This window comes from Methylobacterium brachiatum (genome assembly GCF_020523825.1).
Taxonomy (GTDB): Bacteria; Pseudomonadota; Alphaproteobacteria; order Rhizobiales; family Beijerinckiaceae; genus Methylobacterium; species Methylobacterium brachiatum.
Window position 1 is genome coordinate 188,350 of sequence record NZ_JAJALK010000005.1, and the last position, 21,046, is coordinate 209,395.

18 protein-coding genes are annotated in these 21,046 nt (G+C 70.4%); 9 read left to right on the forward strand and 9 right to left on the reverse strand.

The features are described from left to right. Positions 1-134 precede the first annotated feature (134 nt). Complete coding sequence (locus LGR69_RS13695) at positions 135-2,558, forward strand: PAS domain S-box protein (protein ID WP_230366351.1); 2,424 nt, start codon at positions 135-137, stop codon at positions 2,556-2,558. 6 nt (positions 2,559-2,564) lie between these two features. Here LGR69_RS13695 and LGR69_RS13700 read toward each other — a convergent pair whose 3' ends face one another. The 3 genes from LGR69_RS13700 to LGR69_RS13710 form a co-directional block, all read right to left on the reverse strand. Then, positions 2,565-2,813 (reverse strand): hypothetical protein, encoded by a 249-nt coding sequence (locus LGR69_RS13700; protein ID WP_230366352.1) that lies wholly within the window; start codon positions 2,811-2,813, stop codon positions 2,565-2,567. 231 nt (positions 2,814-3,044) lie between these two features. After that, on the reverse strand, positions 3,045-4,352 hold the full coding sequence (locus tag LGR69_RS13705; protein WP_230366353.1) for a glycosyltransferase: 1,308 nt from the start codon (positions 4,350-4,352) through the stop codon (positions 3,045-3,047). A 138-nt stretch (positions 4,353-4,490) separates the two neighbouring features. Beyond that, positions 4,491-5,729 (reverse strand): cytochrome P450, encoded by a 1,239-nt coding sequence (locus LGR69_RS13710; protein WP_230366354.1) that lies wholly within the window; start codon positions 5,727-5,729, stop codon positions 4,491-4,493. A gap of 296 nt (positions 5,730-6,025) precedes the next feature. Between LGR69_RS13710 and LGR69_RS13715 the strand changes: the two genes are divergently transcribed. Continuing rightward, on the forward strand, positions 6,026-6,274 hold the full coding sequence (locus LGR69_RS13715; RefSeq protein ID WP_007564505.1) for a hypothetical protein: 249 nt from the start codon (positions 6,026-6,028) through the stop codon (positions 6,272-6,274). A 63-nt stretch (positions 6,275-6,337) separates the two neighbouring features. Here LGR69_RS13715 and LGR69_RS13720 read toward each other — a convergent pair whose 3' ends face one another. The 4 genes from LGR69_RS13720 to LGR69_RS13735 form a co-directional block, all read right to left on the reverse strand. Beyond that, entirely contained in the window at positions 6,338-7,195 is an 858-nt protein-coding gene (locus LGR69_RS13720) for an alpha/beta fold hydrolase (RefSeq protein WP_230366355.1), read from the reverse strand. Between the two features lie 16 nt (positions 7,196-7,211). After that, positions 7,212-8,459 carry a multidrug effflux MFS transporter gene (locus LGR69_RS13725; RefSeq protein WP_230366356.1) on the reverse strand — a complete coding sequence of 416 codons (1,248 nt, stop codon included), beginning with the start codon at positions 8,457-8,459 and terminating at the stop codon, positions 7,212-7,214. After that, the gene (locus LGR69_RS13730; RefSeq protein WP_230366357.1) at positions 8,456-9,724 is read right to left on the reverse strand and encodes a glycosyltransferase; all 1,269 of its coding nucleotides are present in this window, start codon (positions 9,722-9,724) and stop codon (positions 8,456-8,458) included. The genes LGR69_RS13725 and LGR69_RS13730 overlap by 4 nt, the downstream gene beginning before the upstream one ends. 226 nt (positions 9,725-9,950) lie before the next feature. Continuing rightward, complete coding sequence (locus LGR69_RS13735; protein ID WP_230366358.1) at positions 9,951-10,250, reverse strand: hypothetical protein; 300 nt, start codon at positions 10,248-10,250, stop codon at positions 9,951-9,953. Between the two features lie 358 nt (positions 10,251-10,608). Between LGR69_RS13735 and LGR69_RS13740 the strand changes: the two genes are divergently transcribed. The 5 genes from LGR69_RS13740 to LGR69_RS13760 all read left to right on the forward strand — a co-directional run bounded on the left by LGR69_RS13740 (position 10,609) and on the right by LGR69_RS13760 (position 17,138). After that, positions 10,609-11,370 carry a response regulator gene (locus LGR69_RS13740; protein WP_007564501.1) on the forward strand — a complete coding sequence of 254 codons (762 nt, stop codon included), beginning with the start codon at positions 10,609-10,611 and terminating at the stop codon, positions 11,368-11,370. 2 nt (positions 11,371-11,372) lie between these two features. Beyond that, the gene (locus tag LGR69_RS13745; RefSeq protein ID WP_230366359.1) at positions 11,373-12,377 is read left to right on the forward strand and encodes a cytochrome-c peroxidase; all 1,005 of its coding nucleotides are present in this window, start codon (positions 11,373-11,375) and stop codon (positions 12,375-12,377) included. After that, positions 12,374-14,887 (forward strand): two-component system VirA-like sensor kinase, encoded by a 2,514-nt coding sequence (locus LGR69_RS13750; RefSeq protein ID WP_230366360.1) that lies wholly within the window; start codon positions 12,374-12,376, stop codon positions 14,885-14,887. Before LGR69_RS13745 ends, LGR69_RS13750 begins: the two co-directional genes overlap by 4 nt. 288 nt (positions 14,888-15,175) lie before the next feature. Then, complete coding sequence (locus LGR69_RS13755; protein WP_230366361.1) at positions 15,176-15,577, forward strand: hypothetical protein; 402 nt, start codon at positions 15,176-15,178, stop codon at positions 15,575-15,577. A 205-nt stretch (positions 15,578-15,782) separates the two neighbouring features. Further along, a complete protein-coding gene (locus LGR69_RS13760; RefSeq protein ID WP_230366362.1) occupies positions 15,783-17,138 on the forward strand; it encodes a cytochrome P450 in 1,356 nt (451 codons plus the stop codon). A 113-nt stretch (positions 17,139-17,251) separates the two neighbouring features. On the opposite strand, the gene LGR69_RS13765 is transcribed toward LGR69_RS13760, so the two are convergent. Beyond that, the gene (locus LGR69_RS13765; protein ID WP_230366363.1) at positions 17,252-17,830 is read right to left on the reverse strand and encodes a DUF3291 domain-containing protein; all 579 of its coding nucleotides are present in this window, start codon (positions 17,828-17,830) and stop codon (positions 17,252-17,254) included. A gap of 450 nt (positions 17,831-18,280) precedes the next feature. On the opposite strand from LGR69_RS13765, the gene LGR69_RS13770 reads away from it, so the two are divergent. Continuing rightward, the gene (locus LGR69_RS13770) at positions 18,281-19,105 is read left to right on the forward strand and encodes an SDR family NAD(P)-dependent oxidoreductase (protein ID WP_230366364.1); all 825 of its coding nucleotides are present in this window, start codon (positions 18,281-18,283) and stop codon (positions 19,103-19,105) included. A gap of 149 nt (positions 19,106-19,254) precedes the next feature. Continuing rightward, entirely contained in the window at positions 19,255-19,923 is a 669-nt protein-coding gene (locus LGR69_RS13775) for a phytochelatin synthase family protein (protein WP_230366365.1), read from the forward strand. Positions 19,924-20,314: 391 nt separating this feature from the next. Here the strand turns inward: LGR69_RS13775 and LGR69_RS13780 are convergent, their stop codons facing one another. After that, complete coding sequence (locus LGR69_RS13780; RefSeq protein WP_122161537.1) at positions 20,315-21,043, reverse strand: winged helix-turn-helix domain-containing protein; 729 nt, start codon at positions 21,041-21,043, stop codon at positions 20,315-20,317. Positions 21,044-21,046 lie beyond the last annotated feature (3 nt).

Genomic DNA, 21,046 nt, shown 5'->3' on the forward strand with positions numbered 1-21,046 from the left:
GCAGAGTTGTCCGCTCATCCGGCTTCAGTCCTCATGGAGGTTGCCCCGGCAAATACGGTATGGAGCAGCCGGACGACCCGGCCGTTGTGAGAGCGGCGGGCAGGTATGGCGATGCGAGGTCGGGATTTCGCCCCATGGATGTCGAAAACGACACGTTGCGCCGACGCCTGCGTGAGGCCGAGGCCGAGATCGAGCGGCTGCGGTCGCGCAACGAGAGCCATGTGCATACCCCGAGCGCCGGCCAGCGCACCTCGGCGGCCGGGGTCGATCTGCTGTTCACGGCGGCGGAGAAGACCCGCATGCCGCAGATCGTCACCGATCCCAACCTGCCCGACAATCCGATCGTCTTCGCCAACCGCGCCTTCCAGGAGCTGTGCGGCTACGGCGCGGAAGACCTGATCGGCCGCAATTGCCGGTTCCTCCAGGGGCCCGGCACCGACCCGTCTGACGTCGCCAAGGTCCGGGACGCCATCGCGGCCCGGCGCGACGTGGTCGTCGAGATCCTGAACTATCACCGCGACGGCACGCCGTTTCGCAACGAGCTCTACGTCAGCCCGGTCTTCGATCCGGCCGGGCAGCTGCGCTACTTCTTCGCGAGCCAGCTGGACGTCACGCGCTTCCGCACCGAGGAGGAGCGCCTGGCCGAGAGCGAGGCGCGCTACCAGACCCTGTTCGAGGCGATCGATGCCGGCTTCTGCGTCGCGGAGATGCGGTTCGACGCCGAGGGCCGCGCGGTCGATTACCGGCTGATCGAGGTCAACCCGGCCTTCGAGCGCCATACCGGCCTGCGGAACGCGGCCGGGCGCTGGGTCAGCGAGCTTGTGCCCGACCTCGAACCGTCCTGGTTCGAGACCTACGGCGCGGTCGCCATGACGGGGCAGCCCGTGCGCTTCGAGAGCGCCGCGGTGTCCATGGGCCGGTGGTTCGACGTCCACGCCCTGCGCGTGGGCGAGCCGGCGCGGCGGCGCGTCGCGATCCTGTTCAACGACATCACCGACCGGCGCCGGCTCGAGGATCACCTCGAGACCGCCGCCCGCGAGCGGACCGACGAGCGGGATACGCTGTGGCGGGCGAGCCGCGACCTATTCGTGGTCTGCGGCTTCGACGGGCTGTACCGGGCGGTGAATCCGGCCTGGACGGCGACGCTCGGCTGGACGTCCGAGGATCTCGTCGGGGCGCGGTTCGACGATTTCGTCCACCCGGACGACAAGAAGCTCGCGGCGCAGGCGTTCGAGCGCGTGATCACCGCGGGCGACCTCGACGACGTCGACGTCCGGTTCAGGACCCGCGACGGCGCCTACCGCTGGATCTCGTGGAACGTGGTCCCGCGCGGCGACCATTTCTACGCGGCGGGCCGGGATGTCACCGACCGCAAGGCCCTCGAGGAGCAGCTCCGCCAATCCCAGAAGCTGGAGGCGGTGGGCCAGCTCACCGGCGGGGTGGCGCACGACTTCAACAACCTGCTCACCGTCATCAAGTCGTCGACCGACCTGCTCAAGCGCCCGAACCTCCCCGAGGAGCGCCGGACCCGCTACGTCGACGCCATCTCGGACACGGTCGCCCGGGCGGCCAAGCTAACGGGCCAGCTGCTCGCCTTCGCCCGGCGCCAGGCGCTCCAGCCCGAGGTGTTCGACGTCGGGCGCGGCGTCGCCTCGGTCTCTGACATGGTGAGGACCCTCACGGGCTCGCGCATCCATGTCGACATGCAGGTCGTGCCCCTGCGGGACGCGATGGGGCGGGAGAGCCCGTGCCTGGTCGACGCCGATCCGAGCCAGTTCGACACCGCCCTGGTCAACATGGTGGTCAACGCAAGGGACGCCATGTCGGGCGAGGGCCGGATCACCATCCGGGTCCGGCCCGTGGGCCTGGTCCCGGCCGTCCGGGCGCATCCGCCGATGCGGGGGGATTTCGTCGCGGTCTCGGTGGCCGATACCGGCACCGGCATCGCCCCCGGCGACCTGGAGCGGATCTTCGAGCCGTTCTTCACCACCAAGGGGGTCGGGCAGGGTACGGGGCTGGGCCTCAGCCAGGTGTTCGGCTTCGCCAAGCAATCCGGCGGCGAGGTCGTCGCCGAGAGCCGGCTGGGCGAGGGCAGCACCTTCACCCTGTTCCTCCCGCGGGCGGTGGCCGCGTCCCTGCCCGAGGCCGAGACGCCCGAGCCCGCGGCGCTGGCCGACGGCCACGGCACCTGCGTCCTCCTCGTCGAGGACAACCTGGAGGTCGGCTCCTTCGCCACGCAGGCCCTGCAGGAGCTCGGCTACCATACGGTCTGGGCGACGGATGCGGAGAAGGCGCTGCGCGAGTTCGAGCGCATCCCGTTCCGTTTCGAGGTCGTGTTCTCGGACGTGGTGATGCCGGGCATGAACGGGGTGGACCTGGCCCGCGAGATCCGCCGCCGGCAATCCGACCTCCCGGTCGTCCTGGCCTCGGGCTACAGCGACGTGCTCGCGGCCCAGGGCACCCACGGGTTCGAGCTGCTGCGCAAGCCGTACTCGGTCACCGACCTGTCGCGCATCCTGCGCCGCGCCGTCGAGCGGGCCAAGTCGGCCCGTCGGTGACGGGCCTCATCGGCAACCCACGCAGACGCGGTTGATGATCCGCTGCGCCCGGACATGCTCGTCCTCGACGGTCGCCGGGCGGGACTCCCGGTTCGTCCAGGACGGGGCAGGCCGGATGACGGGGTCGAAGGTCGGGACGTCGGGCTGCGTGAACCGGGGGACGGGCTCCGCCCGGGCGGCGGGCACCACCGCCAGGAACAGAAAGAGGGTCCCGCCGAAAGCACCGGCGGACGCTGCTGCGCGGTTGAGGATCATGTTGGCGTATTCCCGTTGCTGAAAGACGAGGAATAGGCAGGCTGGATTGCAGCGGGATTTCGCGGCGCGCAGGAATTATTACAGCAGACATGCCGTTCGCTCGGGCCGATACGTCAGATGTTCGGGCCGCGAACAGACGCGGGCGGCACCGATCTCTCGGATCGGCGCCGCCCGGATCATGCGGGGTTTGGCTGTCGCTCTCGGCAGCCGGAAATCTGACCGTCGGATAAGTCAGGCGGCGCTGCGCACCCGCCCGGGTTCGGCGTGCCGCGCGAGCACCCGCAGGATCCCCGCCCGGGCATCGTAGGCGGTGAATTCGGCGGCGAGGCGCCGAGCCTCCCGGCGGTGACCGGGTTCGTCGAGCACGGTCCGCACGGCGCGCCGAAGCGCCTCCGGGGTCGGATTGTTCGTGCCGAGGTCGATGCCCGCCCCCGACCAGGCGATGCGGGCGTTCACGTCGGCCTTGTCCTCGGTCAGGCCCGCGGCGACGAGGGGCACGCCGAAGCTGAGGGCTTGGTTGACGCTGCCGTAACCGCCATTCGTCACCATCGCGTCGATCCGCGGCAGGATCCACTCGAACGGCAGGTAATCGGCGAGCCGCGCATTGGCCGGGATCGGCCCCGGGATGGCGTCGCGCGCGCGTCCGCCGGCCGTGACGACGGTGAGGATGTCCGGCTCACCGGCGAGCGCCGCGAGGGTCGGGCCGACCAGCAGGCCGAAATCGTGGTTCGCGACGGTGCCCTGTGTGACGAGCACGACCTTGCGGGCGCCGTCGAGATCGTTCGCCCAGGCCGGCAGCGGCGCCTGCCCCGGCACGATCGGCGGCGCGCCGACGAAGGTCACCGCCGGCGGCAGCGGGAACGGGTATTCGAAGCTCGGGACGGTGAGCTGCAGGTAGGTGTCGGCGAGCTGCACCACCGCGTCGAACAGGGTCCAGGACGGGGCCGGAACCCCGACCTCCTCCAGCACGCCCGCCAGGCGGCGCGCGACGGGCCGGTCGACGGCCGCCTCGTGCGCCCGCGCGATCCGCGCATAGGCGTCCCGCTGCTCGAGGGTCTGGGCCGGCGGCAGCCCGAGGAAGATCGGGGCCTTGTCGGGCCGTGAGCAATGCAGGATCGACGTGCCGCACAGGACGATGGCCGGCCGCTTCGATCGCGGCCCGAGCAGCAGGGGCAGGACGCCGAAGAACATGTCGTCGCCGATCACGACCGCGGCCGGGAAAGCCCGAAGGGCGTCCTGGAGGCCGCGATGCTGATCCGGGATCCGCTCGATGAAGATCCGCTCCATGGCGACGCGCAGCCAGTCCGGGCCGGGCGGGGTCTGCGCCAGCTCGGGAACGACCGCGACGAGGTTGCGCCCGTCGAAATCGGCGATGCCGGGCAGCGCCGCGAACCGGGCGCCGGTCGCCTCGATGCGGTCGCGGAAGGCCGAGCCCGACAGCACCATGACCTCGTGGCCCTCGTCGGCCAGCATCCGGGCGATGGCCAGTATCGGGTTGAGATGGCCCGTCGCGGGCGTGGAGCAGAGGAGGATCTTCATCGCGCTCGTCCTGTCTTCGCGTGGGGAAGCGGGCGCCGCGCCGATGCGGCGACCCAGGCGCGAGGCTGGGGGCCGCCCGTTACGCGACGGCTGCGGATGGGCGCCGAAACGGTTACCGCTGGAACGCCCGCCCGGGGGCTACCAGGCGACCCGCAGCGCATCGATGCGGCGGATGCCGCTGTGCCCGTGCAGCATCGGAACCGGGCCGGCGAAGCGCAGCCCCGGGGCCAGCCGCACCAGGGCGCCCAGCCCCTCCTCCAGCTCGATCCGGGCCAGGGCCTCTCCGAGGCACCGGTGCACCCCGCCCCCGAAGACGGGGTGCAGGCGCGGGCGGTCGGTGCGGTGGATGTCGAACGCGTCGGGCCGTGCATAGGCCTGCTCGTCGCGCATCGCCGACAGGATCGAGAGCATGATCAGGCTGTTGGCCGGCACGACGTGCCCGTCGAGGGTGATATCCTCCTTGGCGACGCGTCCGGCGGAGCCGACGCTCGGCTCGAACCGCAGGGATTCCGCCACCGCGGCCGGCACGAGGCCGGGATCCTGCTTGACCGCCTCCCATTGCTCGGGATGCTGCAACAGCAGGGCGATCTGCATGGCGCCGGCCCCCCTCGTGGTGTCGGTGCCGCCGATGATCATCTGCACGAGCTGGATGACCACCTCGTCCGGCGTCAGCTCGCCCGCCGCATCCGCCTCCGCGAGGAAGCGGGACAGGAAATCGTCCCGGGGTGCCGCGCGCCGGGCTTCGAGGATCTCGACGACGTAATCGTGCAAGGCGACCGCCGCCGCCTCGATCTCGGGCAGGTCCTCCGGCCCGAAGGTGAAGCTCAGGACCCGCGAGACCTCGTAGGCGAGCCGCGTGAACCGGGGGATGTCGCCGCGCGGCAGCCCGAGGATGTCGGCGATGGTCTGGGCGGGGATCAGGCCGGTGTAGCTCGCGACGAGATCGACCTCGCCCTCCTCCATGCAATCCCGGACGAGGGCCTCGGCGGCGTCCCGGATGCGGGGGCGCAGATTCTCGACCAGGCGGGTCGCGAAGGTCCGGGTGAACGGTGACCGGCGCCGCCGGTGGACCGCACCGTTGGCGGTGAGCATGCCGTGCGCGAAGATGTCGAACAGCCGGCCCTGCGGGATCTCGCGCATCTCCGGATAGAGGGTCTCGGTCGCCTGGACGCGCGGATCCCGCATCAGCTGATCGACGTCCTGCGCGCGCAGGACCATGTAGCCGCCGATCTCATGGATGATGAACGGCACCCGGGGCCGCCAGGTGCGGAACACGCCGTGCGGGTCGGCCTCGAGTTCAGCCACGGACAGGGTCGGGACAGCGTGGCGGGCCCCGGCGCTTCCGACGTATCCGTGCTCGTCCCTGTGACACTTCATCGACACATCCTCGCTGCTGTTCAAGCGCGCGGATTCTCGAAAGGCCGGACTACAGGACGATTTCGAAAGAGCGGCCGTTGGTTACGGTCATAACATTCGGGCCGCCCGACGAGCCCCGGTGGCGCGGCGCCGGTGCGGCCGACCTCCGCTCGATCGGCCACCGGGCGTCGATGCCGGCGACCCGGATCCCGCGGGCCCGCATCGGCCCGAGGCTATTTCGGGCGTCGGCGATTCCGAAATCGTGCCGTAACGGGCGCGGCTCAGAACGACGATGCTTCGCGCAAGGAGGTATCGCCATGATCGCAAGCGAGCCCAGTCCGGACGATCGCTTCGAAATGCTGCTGCGGCGGCTCATCACCGACTCGGTGATCGGCGGCACCGATGACGGCCAGCACCTCATCGCGCGCCTGAGGCGCTTCGACCTGCGGGCCCGGAGCGAGCAGCTCAGCTCCCAGACCCTTCAGGTCATCGCGTCGGCCCGGCGTCTCCTGGGCGACGAGCCGGCTTCCGGCCGGACTGTCAGCGGCCGCAGGCGCGCGCAGTAACGGGAGAATGCCGGACGCCGGAGCGGAGATCGCCCCGGCGCCGCGCGTCATCCGGCCGCCCGTTCAGCGCGCCCGGGGCTTCAGCCCGACCGCGAGGAAGCGGTCGATCATCGCGTTGACCTGCTCGGCCACCTCGATCGTGTTGAAATGGCCGGCGAGCAGCGTCTTGGCGGTCACCAGCTGCGGGCAGAGTTCGCGCAGCCGTTCGAGATCGCGTGCCGACTCGATCAGCGGCACGTCGGCGGAGATGTAGGCCATCGGGACCCGGCAGGCGCGCGCGGCCGGGATCGGATCGTGGTTCTGGACCATGTTGTGCAGCGTGGAATGCGCTACGTGCTGGGGCGTCTTGCGGCAGGGGCCGAGAACATACGTGTCGAAGATCGCTTGGCGCCGGGTCGGCTCGTCGAAGGCGCCCCCGATCGACCAGGCGGCCGCCAGCGCCGCCGCGGGGTAATCCGGACCGCCGACGCCGGACAGGAGCTGCGCCAGCTCGACATTGCCGCGCTGGTCCGGCGACGGCAGGACGATGGAATCGATCATCACCAGGCCCGCGGCGAGGTCGGGATGGCGCCCGCACAATTCGAGCCCCACCGCGCCGCCGAAGCTGTGGCCGATGACGATCGGCTTGACCAAGCCCAGCTGGCGGCACTGCCAGGCGACGTCGTCGGCGAAGCCCGCGACCGTATAATCCTGCTCCGGCGCGTCGCTGGCGCCGTGACCGCGCAGGTCCACGGCGACGACCCGCCGGAGCCGCGAGAAGTGCCGGATCTGCGGCGTGAAGATGCCGTGATCGCCGGTCCAGCCGTTGATCAGCACCAGGGGGTGGCCCTGGGGCGTCATCGGCCCGGCCTCGACATGGGCGAGCCGGACGCCGTCGCGGGCCAGATGGACGGGCTGCCACCGGGGCGGTTCGAAGGTCATGGGAATCTCCGTGTGATCAGGATCGGGGCATCGATCGCCCGGCGGCAGGACTCGGGAGGGTCGCGATGGCGGCGATCGCCGCCAGGCAGGCCCCGAGCATCACGGCGGCCATCGACAGGGCGGAGCGGCCGTCGAAAATCCGCGCCACGCCATCGCTGGCGAGGGCGCCGACCAGCATCTGCAGGCAGATCGCCACGCCGCTGGCCGCGCCGGCGGCCTCGGGCATCGGCTCCGTGGCCCCGTGCAGCGCGTTGGGCGAGATCAGGCCGAAGGCCAGCGCCGTGCCGACCATGGCGACGACCACCGGGACCGGCGAGGGACGTCCGGCCAAGGCCGCGCCCATCAGGATCGCCGCGACGGCGGTCGCCAGGGCGAGACCCGCTCCGATCGCCTGACGGGGCCGCCCGCCGCGCGCGACGAGGCGGGCGTTCAGGAACGCGCCGGCCATGACGGACAGCGAACTCGCGCCGAAGACGATGCCGTAGGTCTGCGGGCTGACGCCGAAGGCGTCGATGAAGACCAGCGCGGAGCCAGTGATGTAGGCGAAGACCGCCCCGGCCGAAGCGGCGTTGCACAGGGCGTTGCCGCGGAAGACCGGGTCCGCGAGGATGCGCGCGTAGCCCTGCAGCACCGCGCGCGCATTCAGGCCGGGCGATGGCGTGAGCCGCGCGGTCTCGTCGACATGCCGGACGGCCACGAGAGCCGCGAGGGATGCGGCGATCGGCGCCGCGTGGATCAGGCGCCAGCCGCCGAGACCCATCAGCGCCGCCCCGACCGTCGGGGCGATCATCGGCACCACGTTGATCACGAGGACGACGAACGACATCCGGGCGCGCGCGGTCTCGCCCTCGGAGACGTCGCGCACGATCGCCATGGCAGCGAGGCCCGGCCCCGCCGCACCGAATCCCTGCACGGCCCGGCCCAGCAGCAATTGCGGCAGCGTCTGCGCGGCGAGGCAACCGAGGCTGCCGCCGATCAGGAGGAGGCAGCCGCCGATGATGGTGGGCCGGCGGCCGAGCCGGTCCGAGAGCGGCCCGTAGACCAGCAGGGCGATTCCGAGGCTCAGCAGGTAGATCCCCATGGTCGAGCCGATGGCGGAGGACGGGACCCGCAGGGCGGCGGCCGTGTCCGGCAGGCTCGGCAGGATCATGTCGATGCCGAAGGTCGGGAGCGCCGCCAGCAGCCCGATCAGGGCCGAGAACGCGGCGGTGCCCGGCCGGAGGCGTCCGCGCGGCCGGATCCACCCGTTGGCGAGCGGGATCACGCCCAACGCCGGTCTGCCGAATCCGCCCTGGTTTTCCGGGCCGCGACCATCGCGTCGATCTCGCGGACGAGACCGGCCGCATCGAGATCCGCCCGGACGGCCGCGCCGAGGGTGCCGGCCGCGACGCGAAACTGCGGCTCGGTGAGCAGCCGGCGCATCGCCGCCGCGATCTCGGCCTCCGGCGCGTCGGGGGCCAGGCGCAGGCCGGCGCCCCGCGCGCCGACCCGGGCGGCGTTGTCGGTCTGGTCGCGGGCCATCGGCATGACCAGCAGCGGCACGCCGTGCAGCAGCGCGCGGGACACGGTGCCGTGCCCGCCCTGGCTGACCACCAGGGCCGCCTCCTCCATCAGGGCTTCGTGGGAGGCCGCCGTCACGACGCGGACATTGGCGGGCATCGCCAGGTCTTCCGGCCGGACATGGGGCCCGGTGGTCACCAGCGCCTCGGCATCGACCGTCCCGACGGCGCGCACGATCCGCTGCAGGAGCTCGGTCTGGTTCTGGGCGCCGGTGCTGCCGGCGACGAGGATGCGCGGCCGGCTGGTGCCGGGCCAGGCCGACGGGCCGCCCCGCGTCCAGCCCGGCTCGTCGAGCAGCGGGCCGATATACCGGTAATTCCCCGGGAGCGTCGCTGCGTCGAAGTCGAAGGCCCGGCTGATCGCCAGGAGGACGCGGTCGGCCCGGTCGAAATAATCGAACGCGCTCGCGACCGGCGGCAATCCCAGGCCGCGCCGCGTGGCGTTGAGGGCGGTGCGGCCCTTCTCCATGGCCGTCGTGATCGCCTCGGTGGCCGCCGCCATCGCGGCGCGCTCCGCGGCGGTCCGCGGGGGCGTGAGGCCGCTGGCGGCGGGCGGCATGCCGGGCAGCGGGCGGATGCTGATATGCGGCGACAGGATCGCGTGCGGCAGGTCCGCCGCCTCGGCCGCCAGCGCGCAGCCCAGCAGCAGGTCGAGGCTCAGGACGGCGTCGGTCGGAACGCGCCGGATCTCGTCGAGCGTGTCGGCTGCGTAGGCGCCGGCCGGCACGAACAGCGTCTTGCGGAACCAGTCGGCGAGGTCGGAGAAATCGGCGGGGTCCGCATCGGTGCCGACGGGGGCCCGGCGCCATCCGATGAAGGGAAAGCCGGCCGCCTCGACCTCGCTGCGCATCACCGGATCGGCCATGATGCGCACGCGATGCCCCGCCCGGTGCAGCTGCCGTCCGGCCGTCAGCACGGGGCTGAGATTGCCCGTGGTTCCCCACGAGATACACAAGACGCTGAGCGACATCTGAAAGGCTTCCCAATAGGACTGCGCAGGAGCGCGCTGTTTCGGGATCGGTCGACGATTGGATTTGACATTCACGGCGCGAAATCGCGCGACGACGCGGAAGATCTGGAGCATCCGCACGCATTGCTTGGAAAAGCGGTCCGTTTCGACCGGATCGAAGCGCTGAAGTCCGTGGCGCGCGCCGCGAGGTCTTTGCCGAAGCGACGGATTTCCGGTCGGATCTGGTCTAGCGCCGCGCGTTGCTGTTGATGTCGCGCAGGAACGCGATGTAATCCGGATGGGTGTGATGGATACAGCCGCCATGGGCGAAGCTGACCACGAGGGCATCCAGCAGCCACCGCCCGAAGACGAAGAGCGCGGGTCGGGCCGGTGCGATCGGGGGCGAGGCTATCGCGACGCGTCGCAGTCGAGGACCGCGGCGGCCGCAGGCGGGAAGATCTTCGCCACGAGGCAATCGATCGGGCACAATCTTGTTGAAGCGCCCCGGGTCTACGCCGCAGACATCTCGGATCAGAGCGTCGGTCATAATCACCCCTTCATCCAGAGAGGGTGACGATCATATTCGGCAGTTACATCGGCATGTCAGCCATCACGACTTCCGGTTACAACCGTAACTGAGCTGCTTCTTGCCGGATCGAGACGGCGTTATTGAAGGTCATCGCCCGCGTTGTGCTGCCTCGCACAATGTGGTGGGCGCAATCCTTTTGGGGCCGTGATATCAACTCAGCGGTGCAGGGCCACACCCGGGCGCCCTCAGACGGGCGATCGGGCATGGGCTGGCGACGACGGTTCGATGACTCCCCGGGTGGCGGCGTCCCCGACACGGCGCCGCCATCCAGCCGCGGAGGTCGGGGCGGCGCTCTGCCGAGAAGCGTGAGGTGCCCATGATCGAACCCAGTCTGGACAGGGGTCAGGGCCGGAGGCCGCGCCCCGGCAAGACCCGCATCCTGCTCATTGAGGACGATGCGGGCATGCAGCGCATCGTCTCGGATCATTTCGCCGACCACGACGTCGACGTGACGGCGGCGACCAACCGGGCCGAGGCGGAGCGGTGGCTCGCGGAGGGCGATTTCGACCTCGTGGTGCTCGATTTGCGCCTGGGCTCGGAGAACGGCCTCGACCTGCTGCGCGACCTGCGGACCCGGAGCGATCTGCCGGTGATCATCACGACCGGCCATCGCCGCGACGAGATCGATCGCGTGATCGGCCTCGAGCTCGGCGCCGACGATTATCTCGTCAAACCCTACGGCCTGCGCGAGCTCCTGGCCCGCATCCGGGTCATCCTGCGCCGGGCCGAGGTGACGCCCGTTCCGCCGAAGGCGCAGGATTCGCATCGCAGTCGCTTCGACGGCTGGGTGCTCGACCGACGGCGGCGGCGCCTGACCAACCCGGCCGGTGAGGGCGTCGCGCTGAGCAACGGCGAGTACGCGCTGCTCGTGGCCTTCCTGGATGCGCCCCAGCGCCCCCTGAGCCGCGAGCACCTCCTGCAGGCCACGCGGGTCCACGAGGACGTGTTCGACCGCAGCATCGACGTCCAGATCCTGCGCCTGCGCCGCAAGCTGGAGGTGGACCCGAGTGCGCCCCGCCTGATCGTCACCGAGCGCGGCGTGGGCTACGTCCTGACCACGCCCGTCGAGAAGCTGTAGCCGTGATCGGGCGCCCGGCACGGCCCCTCCTCGCGGCGCTGCTCGGCAGCGCCGTGGCCATCCTGGCGCCGGCCGCCCAGGAAGGGCCGGCCGGCAGTCCGGCGATCGCCGATGCCGTCGAGGCCTCGGCCGTCATCACGCCGGTCCCCAGCTCGCTGGGGGCCGACCCGGACCGCGTCGATATCGGCCGGATGCTGTTCTCCGACACCCGGCTGTCGCGCCGGGGCGACCGCGCCTGCATCACCTGCCACGACATCCGGACCAACGGCGCAAGCGCGGTCCCGCGGAACGTCACCACCGACGGCACGCCGGTGCCGCGCAACACGCCCACGGTCTTCAACGCCGCCCTGAACTTCCGCCTGGGCTGGGCGGGCGATATCCCGACCCTCAAGGATCAGGCCGAGCTGGCGCTGACCCAGCCGGAATTCCTGGGCGGGTCGTGGCCCCGCATCCTCGACACGGTCCGCGCCGATCCGGCGCTCGCCGCCAGGTTTCGGTCCGCCTACGGCCGTGAGGCCGACCGCGAGGCCGTCGTCGACGCGATCAACAGCTTCGAGCGGCACCTGCTCACCCCGGACAGCCGGTTCGACCGGTGGCTGCGCGGCGATGCGCGGGCCATCACCGAAGCCGAGCAGCGGGGCTTCGCGCTCTTCCGCGGGATCGGCTGCTCGGCCTGCCATCAGGGCGTCAATGTCGGCGGCAATCTGTTCGAGAAGGTCGGGATCTTCGTCACGATCCCGAACAAGACCGCCGAGGTGCTGCGCGTCCCCAGCCTGCGCAACGTCGCGGTCACGGCGCCCTATTTCGACGACGGCGGCATCGCCACGCTTCCGGAGGCCGTGCGGCTGATGGCCCGGGTCCAGCTCGGGCGGGAGCTGACCACGACGCAGATCGCATCGATCGTCGCGTTCCTCGGCACCCTGACCGGATCCTACGAAGGTCACCCCGTGACCGTGCCCCCGGCGACGCCCCCCGGCCCGCCGCCGACCGACGACCATCGGCCATGAGGTTGACCGCGCAGGCCGCCGTACTCGGTGCGCTGTTGGCCGCGCTGCTGACGTGGCTGCTGATCAACGGCAATGGCGAGATGGAGGCGGCCTATGTGACGATGCAGCGGACCGTCGGCAGCCTCGCGCTGGCCGAATCGCGCCTCCAGCACGACGTGCTTCGGGCCCGCGCCGGGCATCTGCGCAACTACGATCCGATCGTCGCCCATCTGCGCAAGATGCAGGCGGCGGTGGCCGACCTGCGGGCCGCGAGCCGGCCGGACGACGCCGAAGTGCGGGCCCTCGCCGAGGTGGTGGACCGGGAGGCGCAGATGGTCGAGCGCTTCAAGACCGGCAACGCCCTGGTGCAGAACTCGGTCGCGTATTTCGACTCGCTGAGCGATCGCCTGTCCGAACCGGACGTCGATCCGCGGCTCGTGCAGGCCGTGGCCGCCCTGCAGATCCGCGTCTCGCAACTCGCGCGGGACGGGAGCGCGAAGCATCTCGAGGACATCCGCGCGCGGCTCGACGCCATGGCCGCGATGACCCTGCCGACGGACCAGGCCGCGGATGTCGCCGCCATCGTGCTCCACGGGCGCCAGCTCCTGGATCTGCTGCCCCAGGTCGGCGCCGCGACGCGCTCGCTTCCGGTCGCGTCGAGCGAGAAAGCCCGCCAAGCGCTGCTGGATGCCCGCCGGGAGCTGCACGCCGAGCGCCAGGCCCGCGCCGATGGTTTCCGCCTCGCGCTCTACGCCGCCGCCCTGGCGCTGCTCGCCCTCGCCGTGCGCGTGGGCCTGCTGATGCGGGCCGGCACCCTGATCCTGCGTCGGACGGTCGCCTTCCAGACCGTCGTGGCCCAGGCCGCCAACCGCTTCCTGGGGAGCCAGCCCGACGAGATCTCCGCCCACATCGTCGATGTCCTGGCCATGGTGGGCGGGGGCCTGAACACGGACCATTGCTATGTCCTGATGCTCGACGGCAGCGGCGCCGTGCATCTGTGGAACCGGCCCGGCCTTGCGCAGCCCCGGGGCTGGCCGATGGCGCAACGCGCCCTGATCCCCGACATCACCGCCGCCTCGGACGATCTCATCTTCATCGAGACCGCGGACGCGACCGGGCATCCGGCCTTGCGGCACGCCCTCGCCGAGCGCGGCATCGTCTCGTGGGCCTGCGCGCGGCTGCGCCGGGGCGAGCGCACCGTCGGCCTGCTGTGCTTCGAGCGCAGCACCTCCGATCTGCCGGGCTGGCTCCGGCAATCGTGCGGCCTGCTGCAGGTCGTCGCCGACAGCTTCGGCGCGGCGCTGGAGAGCCAGCAGGTCTGGGCGGAGCGCCGCGCGATCGAGGGGGAGCTGCGCCGGGCACAGCGGCTCGAGGCCATCGGCACCTTCGCCAGCGGTGTCGCGCACAACATCAACAACGTCCTCAACGTCATGCTCGGCCATGCCGAGATCGCGGCCGAGGCCTTGCCGGCGCATCCCGATCGGGCGGCGCGGCAGATCGAGATGCTGGTCCAGGCCGGCGGACGGGCGCACGAGATCGCCAGCCAGATTCTCGATTTCGGGCGGCGCGGCAGCGCGATGCAAGGCACCAGCGCCGTCGAGGCGGTCGTCGCCGAGACGATCGCCCAGATCCGCTCCTCGGCGGCCGACCCGACCGTGATCCGGTTCACCGGGACGGCCCAGGGGGCGATCGTCGGCGGCGAGCCGGCGCAGCTCCAGCAGGTGGTACACAACCTGATCCGCAACGCCGTGCAGGCGTCGAGCCCGGATCGAGCGGTCGAGATCCAGCTCGACCGGATCACCCTGGCGGAGCGGCAATCCCTCTCCCACGGGACGTTGCGCCCGGGCGATCATATCCGGATCCGGGTCAGCGATTCCGGCCGCGGCATGGACGAGGCGACGCTCGCGCGGATCTTCGAGCCGTTCTTCACCACCCGTCCGGCCGGAACCGGCCTCGGGCTCGCGACCGCGTTCGAATTCGTCCAGGAGCAGGACGGCGCCTTCAACGTGCGCAGCGTGCCCGGCGCGGGCAGCACGTTCGAGGTCTGGTTGCCGGTGATGACGCCGGCCATCAGCGACGCATCGCGCGCTTGCGGCGCCGTGATGATCCTGGGCCGGACGCGCGCCGCGGTCCAGGAGGACGAGGAGACCCTGGCGGCCCTGGGCTACGAACCGGTCGGATACGTCGACCCGGAGGCGGCCTTGTCCGCCCTGCGCACGGCGCCGGAGCGGTTCGATCTGCTGATCGTCGAGCACCCGCTGCTCGGCTTATCGGGCCTCACCTTTGCCCGCCGGGCCGCCCAGATCGCGAAATGGCCGATCGTGCTCTCGTTGTCGGCATCCGAGGCCGTGCAGCCGGAGATCCTCTCGGCCATTCCCGTCGTCGAGGTCGCCCGCCGGCCCTGGCGCTCCAACGCGCTCGCCTTGACCCTGCAGAGACATCTGGCCTCCGGCGCGAAGCTGGCCTCCGGCGCCAAGCTGACCTCCGGCCCCAAGACCGCGCCGCCGCCGCGCACGCTCTCGAAGCGTTGAGGCGCGCGGCGCGAGCGCACCAGCTCCGGGGCTCCCGAAGCCGATCGGCCGCCTGAACGCCTTGCAGGCGACCGTCCGCCGGAGGCCTCGGCGCCACGAAACCGCGGGGACCATCCGCGGCCTGTTTCAGGCGTAACCGAGCCGGCGGTCGGTTGAAATGGCACCGAAACCGCGCCTGGATATCGCGGTCACGGGCGGGCCGGGGCAACCGGGCCTGCATCCGCAAGACCCGGAACCGGCCCGGCCGAAACCGGCCGGCATGATCCACCACGGCATGGTGTTACGCGCATGAAACCCGTTGCTCCCCTGCTCTACGCCGCCGGCGTGTTCTCGGCGTCCGTCGCCTGCGCCGGGTCCCTGAAGGCGGAGCCGCTGCCGCTGTCCCACGGCAGTTACGTCCAGGCGGATCTGGCCTGCGAGGGTGCACCGCTTGCTGCCTTGAGGACCTATGACGGGCAGGGTCTGGGCGGCCCGCACGACAGCAAATGCGTCAGCAGGATCGTGGACGCGCACGGCAAGACGTACAGAATCGCGACCTCTTGCGCCGCCGCCGGGGACGGAAGCCCGGTCGCGCCCACCACCACCTCCGAGACGGTGTTCGTGCAGTCGCGCCGAAGCTTCAAGACCGCGGATGGGTCGGCTGGCGACCAAGGGGGCGTATCGTATAAGCTCTGCCCCGGAAGCAAGTAACGTCCAGCAGGGGCTTTGACTGGATTCCAGCCGCCGGGTTTCCAGGCAGAGAACGCGCCGAATATGTGGCGCCGCTCCAGCGCGTGCGCAGGCGGGCGATGCCGGCTCGCGTCCGGTGGACGGCGGTCCGTTCGATAGTCTGCGCCGTATCAGCGGCGTCGGATCGGGATATCCGGGACCCGGATGAGGTCAGGCGAAAGGTACCATGCATAGCCCTGGCCACCGTTTCGAACCGCCGGCGCCGCCGCTCGCACCCGACCGCGTCACCGGTCTCGGCGTGCTCATGCGGGTCCGGCGCAACGCCTTCTCGGCATTCCCGGCACGGTGCTTCACCGCGCCGGCGATCACGTACCGCCTGGGCATCACAGACCTGATCCTCGCCACCACCCCCGACGCCATGCGTCATGTTTTGGCGGATCATCCGGACCGGTTCCGCCGCGTGCGGGCGACAGGGCGCGTGCTCGGTCCCATCCTCGGCCGGGGCCTCGCCGCGGCGGAGGGGGAAGCCTGGCGGCGGCAGCGGCGCACGCTCGCACCCGCCTTCACGCCGCGGACGTTGCCCGTCCTCTCGCAGCATATCGCGGCATGCGCGGAGGCGACCTGCGCGCGGATCGAAGCCGCGAAGGGCGGCCCGATCGATCTCCTGTCGGCGATGCAGGACCTGAGCCTGGATATCGCGGCGCGCTCGATGTTCTCGCTGGAGACGGCGCGGTTCGGGCCCGAGCTGCGGCGCCTGCTCCTGTTCTATTCCGCCACGATCGGACGTCCCCGCGCGAGCGATTTCCTGCTGCCATCGACGCTGCTGACACCGACGGATGTGCGGCGCGCCCTGTTTCGGCGGCGCTGGTCGCGGATCATCGCCGCCGTCATCGCGGAACGCCGGTCCACGGCCGCGCCGGATACGCCGCGCGACCTGTTCGATATGCTGGCGGATGCCTACAAGGACCAGGACGAGGGCTTGTTGGCCGACGAGGTGTCGACGATGCTCTTCGCCGGCCACGAGACCACGGGGCTGACGCTCTTCTGGGCGTGCTATCTCCTCGCCAACGCCCCCGACTGGCAGGACGCCGTGCGCGACGAGGCGCGCGCCTGCGACGTGTCGCCGGGTTCGGCCGGAGAGGCGCTCGCGCGCCTGCCGCTGACCCGGGCCGTGGTCGAGGAAACCCTGCGCCTGTATCCTCCGGCCTATATGTCGGCCCGCGAAGTCGGGGACCCGCACGACCTCTGCGGATCACCGGTCCGAGGTGGCAGCCTCGTCCTCCTGCCCTTCTGCATGCTGCACAGGAACCCCGCGTTCTGGGCCGCCCCCGCGCGTTTCGATCCGTCGCGCTTCCTCGGCGCTGCGAGGCCGGACCGGTTTACCTTCCTGCCGTTCGGTGCCGGACCGCGGGTCTGCATCGGTGCACAACTCGCCGTGGCGGAGAGCGTGCTCGTCCTCGCGCGGCTCCTGCGCGGCAACGCGATCGCGATGGAACAGGCCGCTCCTGTCCAGCCGATCGGATCGTTCTCGACGCGGCCGAGCCATGTGCCGGTGTTCACGCTGCGCCCCTGCCTGCCTTAGGCGCTCGGGCGGGCCGGCATCCGAAAGGATCGGACGCGCCCGGATCCGTGCAGCCATCACACGCTGGTGTCGGAACGGGGGTGACGTCTTCCGGTGCGGCAGGGGAGCGAAGCTCAGGTGCTCGTTGCCGGATACCACCCGGGGCTCCCGCCGTCAGTGCGCGGCCTGCTTCGCGAGCTCGGGGCGACCGGATTCATCGTAGCGTCGCGCGAAGCTGAAACCGGATGCCGTCGGTCCCGCATCGGCCAGGATTTCCAGACGTCGGACGCCGTCCGACCAAGGGGGACGACATCCTCGGGAACCCACCACAGAACGTAACCCGGCCATTGCGGCGGCTGAAACCAGGCCGAGCGCCGTTTCAGGGCGTCGCGATGCAGCCCATTGTAGGCGAAGCGGCGGGCGGCTTCGCAATCGCGCCACAGCGACAGCGTTTGAACCATGCTGGCGCCGCTCGCCTGCCAGCGCGCGTCGAAGAAGCGCGGCGCCACGTAGACGCCCCAGGCCCCGAAATCCTCACCGTGACCGGCCCGGCCAAGCAGGTCGGGACGCGCATCCCCCGCCTGAGCGATGAAACCGTCCGCACCGCCCAGGGTCGGGAATATCATGCGGGCCATGCCGGCGAATTCCGTCAGCGCCTCGGACTGATACGCGCCCTTCAAGATTCCGAATGTGTAGAGCGCGATCCGAGCCATCCGACATTCTCTCTCTTTATATTGACTATCGCGCTGCGTTTTCTGCCCAAGACGCCTCTATTCCTGGGGCACATCCGTTGAGGGCAGAGAATTATGATGCCCGCTCGCATCCTCGCTGATGCCGACGCACGATCATCGGTCAGTCCAGCCGCGTGCTCGGCTTGCCGAGGCGAAGTCTTCGGCACCGGCCGACAGCTTCGTGGTGGGGATCGTAGGGCGGAGGCCGTCCAAAGCGGCCGTCGCGCCGATCAGACCGGCAGCCTGAGATTATAAATATCAACCTGGTACGGTCAACGTATTTAAGAGTTGTTTGCATTGTTACATATGAAACGAAAGATTTTGAATTCGTATCGACGCTGTAACAAGCCGGCTTTATCGAGACACGAACCTCGCGTCGATGCGATACATTTCGAAACGCGATTTTATTGACGCCACGACACGGGAGACCAAATGCCGAAGTCTTGGTTCGTGACAGGCAGTTCCCGCGGCCTCGGCCGGGCGATCGTCATGGCCGCCCTCGAGGCCGGGCACAAAGTCATGGCGACGGCGCGCAACCCCGGTGACCTCGACGATCTCGTCATCCAGTATCGCGGACGCATAATCCCCTATGCGCTCGACGTCTCCGATGCCGCCGCTGTCGGCCGGGCGGTCGCCGACGCGAAGGACACATTCGGCCGGGTCGATGTGGTCGTGAACAATGCGGGCTATGCCAGCCTGGCGTCGGTCGAGGACATGAGCCAGGACGCCTTCGCGGACCAGATGGCGACGAACTTCTTCGGCACCGTCCATGTCTCCAAGGCGGCCGTGCCGATCCTGCGCGCGCAGGGCGCCGGGCATATCTTCCAGATCGCCTCTGTCGGAAGCCGCATCGCGTCGGTCGGCCTGTCCGCATACCAGGCGGCCAAGTTTGCCGTTCGCGGCTTCAGCCTCGTCCTCGCGCAGGAGCTGGCTCCGCTGGGGATCAAGGTGACGATCCTGCAGCCGGGCGGCGTGCGGACCGATTGGGCCGGCTCCTCGATGACGATCCCGGCGATCAGCGAGCCCTATCGGCAGACGGTCGGGCCCTTCGCCGAGATGTTGCGGGCCGGGTCCGGCAGGGAGCCCGCAGATCCGAGGAAGGTGGCCCGGGCGATCGTCGATCTGTCCGGCCGTGACGATGCTCCGGTCGAGCTCCTGATCGGCGAGGATGCCTATGCCTATGCGCAACGCGCAGCCGATGCCGTGGCCGCGTCCGACCGGGCCTGGAAGGACCTGACTGTATCCGTCGCGTTCTGAGGCCGGGCGCGGACCCGGAATGCGCGTCTGCGCCCGGTCGCCCCTGCGGCCTGTCCTGATGAGAGCGGAGTGCTGCGTGCATGGCGAGTGAACAGGCCCGACGGGGCTGGACGTGGGGGCGTCGTCTGCTTGCCGTCTTCGGGGCGATCGTGATCCTGGCCGGCATCGCCGGCGCGGCGGTTCTCGGCCCGATCCTTCTCAGGCCGAACGCCTACAAGGCCGTCACCTCGATCGAGACGCAGCCCACCTTCCACGATCCTGCGCTCCTGGCGCAGGCCTGGGCTCTGCCCGTGGCCGAGAAATACCGGCAACGGCCGTACGAATACCAGAGCAACCCCAGTTTCTGCGGTCCGGCCACCGTGGCCAACCTGCTGCGCTCGCTCGGAGTCGATTTCTCGCAAGCCGATGTCATCCGCGGCACGGCGTTCCAGCCCTGGTTCGGCATCCTCATCAACGGCCTGACGCTGGACGAGTTGGCGGATCTGATCCGCAGGCGGCTCGACCGTCCGGTGCGTGTCGTGCGCGATCTGTCGTTGCCCGCGTTTCGCGAGGCGATGCGCAGCAGCAACGATCCGAGCAAGCGGCTGATCGTGAACTTCCATCGCGGGCCGTTGTTCAGCCGGGGCGCCGGGCACTTCTCGCCGGTTCTGGGCTACCTGCCGGACCGGGACCTGGTCTTCGTCGGCGACGTGAACGGAGACTACACGCCGTTCCTCGTCGGTACGGAACGCCTCTGGCAGGCCGTGACGACGATCGACGGCACGTCCGGCAAGGCCCGCGGCTTGCTGGTCATCGATTCCACTCTTCCGTCGCCGTGATGGACAGCCCGCCCGCGAATAGTGCGACCTAGGTGACGACGCGACCCGGCGCCATCGCGTCGGTCGCGACCGCCGGGTCGCGTATCGACGGGCCGATCGCAGCCCATGCCGGGCGTGATCCCGATACGGCACGGCGCGAGAGGCGCGATCACGTCAGCGCGGTGCACGCCGCCATGCCCCTTCCCGACACGGGCCGATCTGCGGCCGGGGAAGACGCACGCGCCGGCCCCCACAGCGCCTTGCCCCCAGCCCCGGAGCACGGCTTCACAGCGGCAAGAGGCAAAGTCCGGACACGTCGCGAGGCCTGAACCGCGAGGTGCACGTCCCATAGCCACCGACTGGACGGTGCCGTCTCGCTCGCGGCCACGGCCGGCTGAGCGAATATGCGATCTCAGCGCGCCGCACATTCGACGGGAACGGCGAAGACGTATCCGACGCCGCGCTCGGTCAGGATCACGGCGGGTTGGCTCGGTTCCGTCTCGATCTTCCGGCGTAGCCGCAGGATCTGCACGTCGATGCTGCGATCAAAGACGTCCTCGTGGATGTGGGTTGCCTGCAGGAGGTACTCGCGGCTGAGCGGGCGCTGCGGCGCGTCGAGAAAGGCCGCGAGCAAGGCGTATTCCCCCTTGCTGAGGTCGACATCGACGCCGGCGGGATTGGTCAGGCGCCGCCGTCGCCGGTTGAGGACCCAACCCTCGAATCGTCGGCACGGCGCGTCGCGCGAACGATGCCGGGCGTGTCCCGCGGCGCGGCGGTGCACGACGCGCACACGGGCCAGGAATTCGCGCAGGCCGTAAGGTTTGACGAGGTAATCGTCCGCGCCGAGCTCGAGACCCAGCACACGATCGAGCTCGTCGCGGCGGTGCGCCGTGGTGAGGATGACGGGGATGTCGCTCCGCGCCCGCAATTCGCGCAACAGCTCCAGCCCGTTCTCCGAGCCCGGCCGCAGGTTGAGCGCCACGAGGTCGAACTCCGTGGGGTCGGCCAGCAGCGCTTGAGCCTGCAGCCGGGTCGCCGCCGGTGTGACGGACACGCCATGCTCAGAGAAGTAGTCCGAGACGGTCCGCTGCACGTCCGCGTCGTCGTCGAGCAGCAGGATGCGAATACCGGGTGCGGGCACGGC

Excerpts from the sequence above, each read along its gene's own strand:
- LGR69_RS13760 (WP_230366362.1), top strand. The coding sequence starts at position 15,783 with ATGCATAGCCCTGGCCACCGTTTCGAACCGCCGGCGCCGCCGCTCGCA.
- LGR69_RS13715 (WP_007564505.1), top strand. The coding sequence starts at position 6,026 with ATGATCGCAAGCGAGCCCAGTCCGGACGATCGCTTCGAAATGCTGCTG.
- LGR69_RS13765 (WP_230366363.1), bottom strand. The coding sequence starts at position 17,830 with ATGGCTCGGATCGCGCTCTACACATTCGGAATCTTGAAGGGCGCGTAT.
- LGR69_RS13705 (WP_230366353.1), bottom strand. The coding sequence starts at position 4,352 with ATGAAGATCCTCCTCTGCTCCACGCCCGCGACGGGCCATCTCAACCCG.
- LGR69_RS13770 (WP_230366364.1), top strand. The coding sequence starts at position 18,281 with ATGCCGAAGTCTTGGTTCGTGACAGGCAGTTCCCGCGGCCTCGGCCGG.
- LGR69_RS13720 (WP_230366355.1), bottom strand. The coding sequence starts at position 7,195 with ATGACCTTCGAACCGCCCCGGTGGCAGCCCGTCCATCTGGCCCGCGAC.
- LGR69_RS13735 (WP_230366358.1), bottom strand. The coding sequence starts at position 10,250 with ATGACCGACGCTCTGATCCGAGATGTCTGCGGCGTAGACCCGGGGCGC.
- LGR69_RS13755 (WP_230366361.1), top strand. The coding sequence starts at position 15,176 with ATGAAACCCGTTGCTCCCCTGCTCTACGCCGCCGGCGTGTTCTCGGCG.
- LGR69_RS13750 (WP_230366360.1), top strand. The coding sequence starts at position 12,374 with ATGAGGTTGACCGCGCAGGCCGCCGTACTCGGTGCGCTGTTGGCCGCG.
- LGR69_RS13730 (WP_230366357.1), bottom strand. The coding sequence starts at position 9,724 with ATGTCGCTCAGCGTCTTGTGTATCTCGTGGGGAACCACGGGCAATCTC.
- LGR69_RS13740 (WP_007564501.1), top strand. The coding sequence starts at position 10,609 with ATGATCGAACCCAGTCTGGACAGGGGTCAGGGCCGGAGGCCGCGCCCC.
- LGR69_RS13700 (WP_230366352.1), bottom strand. The coding sequence starts at position 2,813 with ATGATCCTCAACCGCGCAGCAGCGTCCGCCGGTGCTTTCGGCGGGACC.
- LGR69_RS13695 (WP_230366351.1), top strand. The coding sequence starts at position 135 with ATGGATGTCGAAAACGACACGTTGCGCCGACGCCTGCGTGAGGCCGAG.
- LGR69_RS13710 (WP_230366354.1), bottom strand. The coding sequence starts at position 5,729 with ATGAAGTGTCACAGGGACGAGCACGGATACGTCGGAAGCGCCGGGGCC.